General features: G+C 36.3%; 6 protein-coding genes. 1 reads left to right on the top strand and 5 read right to left on the bottom strand.

Features of this window, described 5'->3' with window-relative positions; all coding sequences use genetic code 11:
- Both AC1UFB_RS11105 and AC1UFB_RS11100 read right to left on the bottom strand, forming a co-directional pair.
- A partial coding sequence (locus AC1UFB_RS11105) for a transposase (RefSeq protein ID WP_482589212.1) occupies positions 1-261 on the bottom strand: 261 nt, incomplete at its 3' end.
- Positions 262-418: 157 nt separating this feature from the next.
- A complete protein-coding gene (locus tag AC1UFB_RS11100) occupies positions 419-940 on the bottom strand; it encodes a cupin domain-containing protein (protein WP_100346987.1) in 522 nt (173 codons plus the stop codon).
- A gap of 425 nt (positions 941-1,365) precedes the next feature.
- Here AC1UFB_RS11100 and AC1UFB_RS11095 point away from each other — a divergent pair, with 425 nt between their 5' ends.
- On the top strand, positions 1,366-2,613 hold the full coding sequence (locus AC1UFB_RS11095) for an MFS transporter (protein WP_100346988.1): 1,248 nt from the start codon (positions 1,366-1,368) through the stop codon (positions 2,611-2,613).
- Between the two features lie 17 nt (positions 2,614-2,630).
- On the opposite strand, the gene AC1UFB_RS11090 is transcribed toward AC1UFB_RS11095, so the two are convergent.
- From AC1UFB_RS11090 to AC1UFB_RS11080, 3 genes are all read right to left on the bottom strand, one after another.
- Positions 2,631-2,954, bottom strand: a complete 324-nt coding sequence (locus AC1UFB_RS11090; RefSeq protein ID WP_157803533.1) for a DUF3889 domain-containing protein — start codon at positions 2,952-2,954, stop codon at positions 2,631-2,633.
- A 514-nt stretch (positions 2,955-3,468) separates the two neighbouring features.
- On the bottom strand, positions 3,469-4,569 hold the full coding sequence (locus AC1UFB_RS11085; RefSeq protein WP_025910950.1) for a GerAB/ArcD/ProY family transporter: 1,101 nt from the start codon (positions 4,567-4,569) through the stop codon (positions 3,469-3,471).
- Between the two features lie 17 nt (positions 4,570-4,586).
- Positions 4,587-4,856: hypothetical protein (locus AC1UFB_RS11080; RefSeq protein ID WP_482589209.1), on the bottom strand; the 270-nt coding region annotated here is incomplete at its 5' end.

Raw genomic sequence — 4,856 nt, 5'->3', positions numbered from 1 at the left:
TTTAAGCATCATTTTGGGGTGAAAGGAACTACGACCTCCACCTTTATAATGAGAAAACAAGGTCTTATCTGGAACAGCCTCTACCATTTCATCCACCACACGTGCCACATGATGTTCTGGTATGAGTGCTTCAATATCAAAGATTGCTTGAATTTGACGATTGTCATAGGGTTTGAAAGTAGGGGCTAATTGTCTTTTAGAAGTCTTTTTTTCCTCTGTCTCTGGAAGAAGAGTCAATTGCGTGTTATAATGATTGCACATAAAAAATCGTCCCTTTCTTGAAATGTTGGTGTGGTAACTTTCATTTTACTAGATAGGACGATTTTTTTGTGTATTTTTTCAAAAAAAAATCCAGAAAGAGGGCTGTCAAAAAATCAGCTTTTACTGACTTTTTGGACAGCCCCTTTTAACTAAACATTTATTCCGACTCTGCTTCCATTGCATCTTGTTTCGTTTGATGAACAGTTCCGAACGGATGATTTGGCGGGGCATAAATAGAATAGAGCTTTAGAGGTGTGTCTCCTGTATTCGTTAAGTTATGCCATGTTCCTGCAGGTACGATAATGGCAAAATCATCTGAAACGTCGGTTTGAAACGTTAAGTTATCTTTTCGATTGCCCATTTTGACAGACCCTTGCCCTTGTTCAACTCGTAAAAACTGGTCTACGTCTGGATGTATTTCTAAACCAATATCTTCTCCTGGTGCAAGACTCATTAGCGTTACTTGAAAATGCTTTCCGGTCCATAAAGCCGTGCGAAACGTTTCATTTTGCTTAGTCGCTTCTTTGATGTTTACAACAAGTGGATTTGGACCGTAATCTCTGATTTCTCTCGTTTGATGGTTTCGGCTGCTTGCTGCAGGTGCAGAGTAATAAGGTGGATGAAACTGCTGATACATTTGATGATACCACTGATGGTAATAAGGTGAATTTGGATACATTATTTTTCCTCCTCTAACTAGGTGTTTTCCCTGTTCATCATATGCAGATAATGCCAAAAAGGGAGGAGGTGGGCTGAAAATGGGCGCTAAAAAGTTTGTGTTTCAACTCATTTTTGTAGAGTATATGGAATTCTTTCAGTAGTTAGCAATTGCACAAAGCCATTGTAGTAAGGAAGCAATTCCTCTGCTGTTTTAAAATCAACCCATTGAACTTCTAAAATATTTTCTTCACTAGGAATTTGTTTCGGCGCTTTTATAATACTTCCTCGAAATGCAATGAAAAAGACAATGAAATTAGAATATTATGTAACAACAGGCGCTGATTATGATAAAATAAGAGCAATCAGAATGAGCGGGAGGAAGTCCGATGTAAACAATCTCTTACACTTATAAGCTAAAAACTAAATAAGATGTGAGGGATTTCTATGTCAACATTTCATAACGAACAATCATTTCGTTTTCTTTGGATTGGACAAATGCTAGCGAATTTAGGTGATGTGTTATATATTGTGAGCTTAACAGCAGTAGTATATCACATGACTAAATCAGTTACCTTCATGTCCTTGATTCCATTTGTTATTACGATGACAGCGTTAGTAAGTGGTATCGTGGCGCCTTTAATGATCGAAAAGTATCAGTTGAAAGCAATTCTATCTTACTCTCAGGTTGGGAAAACGATTTTTTTGCTAGTGCTTTGTCTTATGGCACTGCATATAAGCATAGACCGTTTATGGCTAGTCTACATAGTGATTGGATGCATTTCTTTTTTAGATGGAGCGGCATCACCGGCGCGCAATGCGCTTGTTCCAAGCCTAATCGATGACGAGCATCTTGTAAAAGCAAACAGCTTTTTAGCTATGATTGATCAAATAACAAGACTTGTCGCCTGGCCTGCTGGAAGCATACTAATGATATGGTGGGGCCAAGTTAATATGCTATGGTTCACTTTTTTGCTGTTTACTACTTCATCTATTTTTATGTGTTTGATTAAAGTGGAACCCATAGAAAAGAGCGCAGAAGCATCACCTAAGCTAGGCGTGATTAAGGAAGGGTGGCAAATTATTTGGAATTCAAAGCAGCTCCGGATAATCAACGTGATGACAGTGTTAGAAACTGTGGCTGGAGGAGTTTGGATTGCGGCCATTATACTTGTATTTGTCGAAGAGGCTCTGGATCAAACACAAGCGTGGTGGGGAATTATTAATGCAGCTTTCTTTGCAGGAATGTTATTAAGCGGAGCGCTTGTATATCGCTATTCTAAAGTAATGGAGAAGAATTTAGGTCAAGCGATGATGTGGTCATCATTCTTCCTAATGGTTCTTACTCTTTGGTTTGGAACGACTTCTATAGCATGGTTAGCCGCTATGATTTCACTATTGTACGGGTTACCACAAATGGCGAGAGATGTTGCAGAAGTGACCATTATTCAAAGAAATGCCAAAAAAGAGTTGCTGGCTAAAGTGTATTCAGCAAGAGATACACTAATATACGGGTCTTTTGGAATTTCTTCATTGCTCTTTGGGTATATAACAGATTATTTCGGTGTTCGCATAACGTTTACAACTGCAGCAGGTTTCTGTTTGCTTTCCTTTCTTATTGCAATTCTGAATAGAACCAACCTTGTCCGGATATCAGGCGTTAATAATAGAAATAGAACAAACCAAGCTGGCTAATTTGCCACTTGGTTTTTTTATTCTTCTTTAAAACTTATCTTTGAGACAGCTTCTGATGATGTGTTAAATTCAATTGAAACAATTACCGTGAATTTTTGGTTGTTTTCATTTAACCAAAGCTTAAAGGTTTCTTTTGACATATTACCTTGCTGTTCTTTTTTTACATGCAAATAGTCATAAATAGCGGCTTTCGGGTACTTTTCTTTTGTTTTTTGCATCGCAAGCTTTCCCCACTTCGCGTAAGCTGGTTCTCTGGATTCTACTGCATGAGCGGGAGAAAACCAAGCAAGGTTAGTGAACGAAATAAAAGTGAGTGTTAAGCATAAAAGTAACTTTTTCAATGAAATCACCCTTCCTAATTTAAATTGAAATAAATTACGTTTCTATAGCATTATTTTTTAATATCTATGGCTTGTTGGCTGTTTGCAAAAAGCACAGTATTAAAAAGAAAGGACCGTTTAACATTGTGCTAGCTATCGTTAGTTTGTGAAAGTTGTTGAAAATTATGTTGAAATTCTAAAAAGCGAATACATACATAAAAGATAATGGCCTCTGTAGTGAGAATTGTTACACCTCAGTACTTCTGAATGGCTTTTGGTTTATTTAGCCTCCTGATTATAAACCAACCGGGTTCTGATATTTGAGAAGAACGCTCCAAAATTTTATTCATGATGCTCTTTGTCGGAGCATTCGAGAGGGTTCGGCTGGTAGTTATTTTTAGAGGTGATAGAAGAAATGCTATAAGGAATAATAACAATTTATCTTTGCCCATTTCAAAAATATCTGATGTGAGCATCATTAGAGAGAGGACAAATCGCATCCTCATATCTGTGTTCTAGGTAGTCATACGTGTGATTATTTGCTACGTTGACGTCTTTTACGAAATAATCCAACTATGAAAAGAAGTAGTGGATATATCAATCCAAAAATTAAGCTATAGGAAAGCCATGTCTCACTGTCCCATACTTTTTGATAACTGATGCTTGGATAGACGGTAATGGATAAAACGATAACCATAATGGCAAATGGAAGAGTAAAAGCCTTATACTCTTTTAATCCAAAAATTTGTGCAAAGCTTGAAACGGTACCGTAAAAGTAAATAGATAATTTAAAGTACAAAGAAATAAACCACATGATCGCAATTAAGATTTCAATTCCTTGCAAAAATGTCCCTATATTAATTCGCATCGCTAGTTCATAACTAGGGTAGGAAGTACTTGCAGAGACAAAGGGACCTAAAACTAAGGTGCTTAATAAAATAAGGATACACATGATGAATCCTCCTATAATGCCACCTTTTAAAAACGAAGATTTTGCTTTTTTGAATCGATTTATATGTGCAGGAAATAGCATAAGTAAAGCAGGAAAAGTAAGATAGCTAATGTTAACAAAAGTAAATGTAGAGCTGACGAGTGATTTTAGGTTTATATCCGTTATGGGCTGAAGATTTTTAAAATCGCTTTGTGGTGCAATAAAGCAGATTAACGCAATGAAGGGTATGACAAACCATGGAAACAAAATTTGAGCCGATCTCGCTAAATTTTCTACTCCCGATCGAACACCAATCGCTACAACAAGCATAAATGCGATATTAATTAATAAAATAGGGGTTTCGTCAATAACCTGTGTGGCTAAGAAGCTCCCTAAGTAGTATAGAACTTCACCACAAAATAAAAATACAGAAAGAAAAAAAAGAAGAGATACAGCCTTTCCAATCCACTTTCCAAGAAGATATTCATTTAATTCAATTAGCGTTTTATTTGGAGAAAGGTTCCCAATTGCAACGTACAACTGTACTAAAATAACCCCAATCATAATACCTAAAAAAGCTGAAATCCATGCGTCTTGTTTTGCATCAGCAGCTATGGCTGATGGTACAACAAGAATAGCGCTCCCTACACAGTGTAGCGTGACTAATATTCTAAACTGAGTAGAGGATATCTTATTTTTCTTCATAGTCGTTTCACCTATTTTTACCTTAAAATCTGAACTAGAATATCAGTAAGAGGTCTTAAAAGGAACGCAATCCCATTTAAAGGGTTAGGGACGTCCTGCAATATACCTCTAGCAATAACCATGCTAAAGCTAATTGAAAGCAAAAAAATAAGCACTTTGAATTCTTTGTGCATTTTTGCTTTTAGTAAACGAGGAGCGTCAATCTTTAGAATAAATATAGAACTGATAATGAGTAAATTCAGTTCAAAATATTTCCATCTTATAAAATAAAAAAGACAAATACGCAA

The organism is Priestia sp. KCTC 13724, from assembly GCF_056820425.1.
The sequence above is the reverse complement of the archived record's forward strand: the minus strand, read 5'-3'. Positions and strand labels throughout refer to the sequence as shown.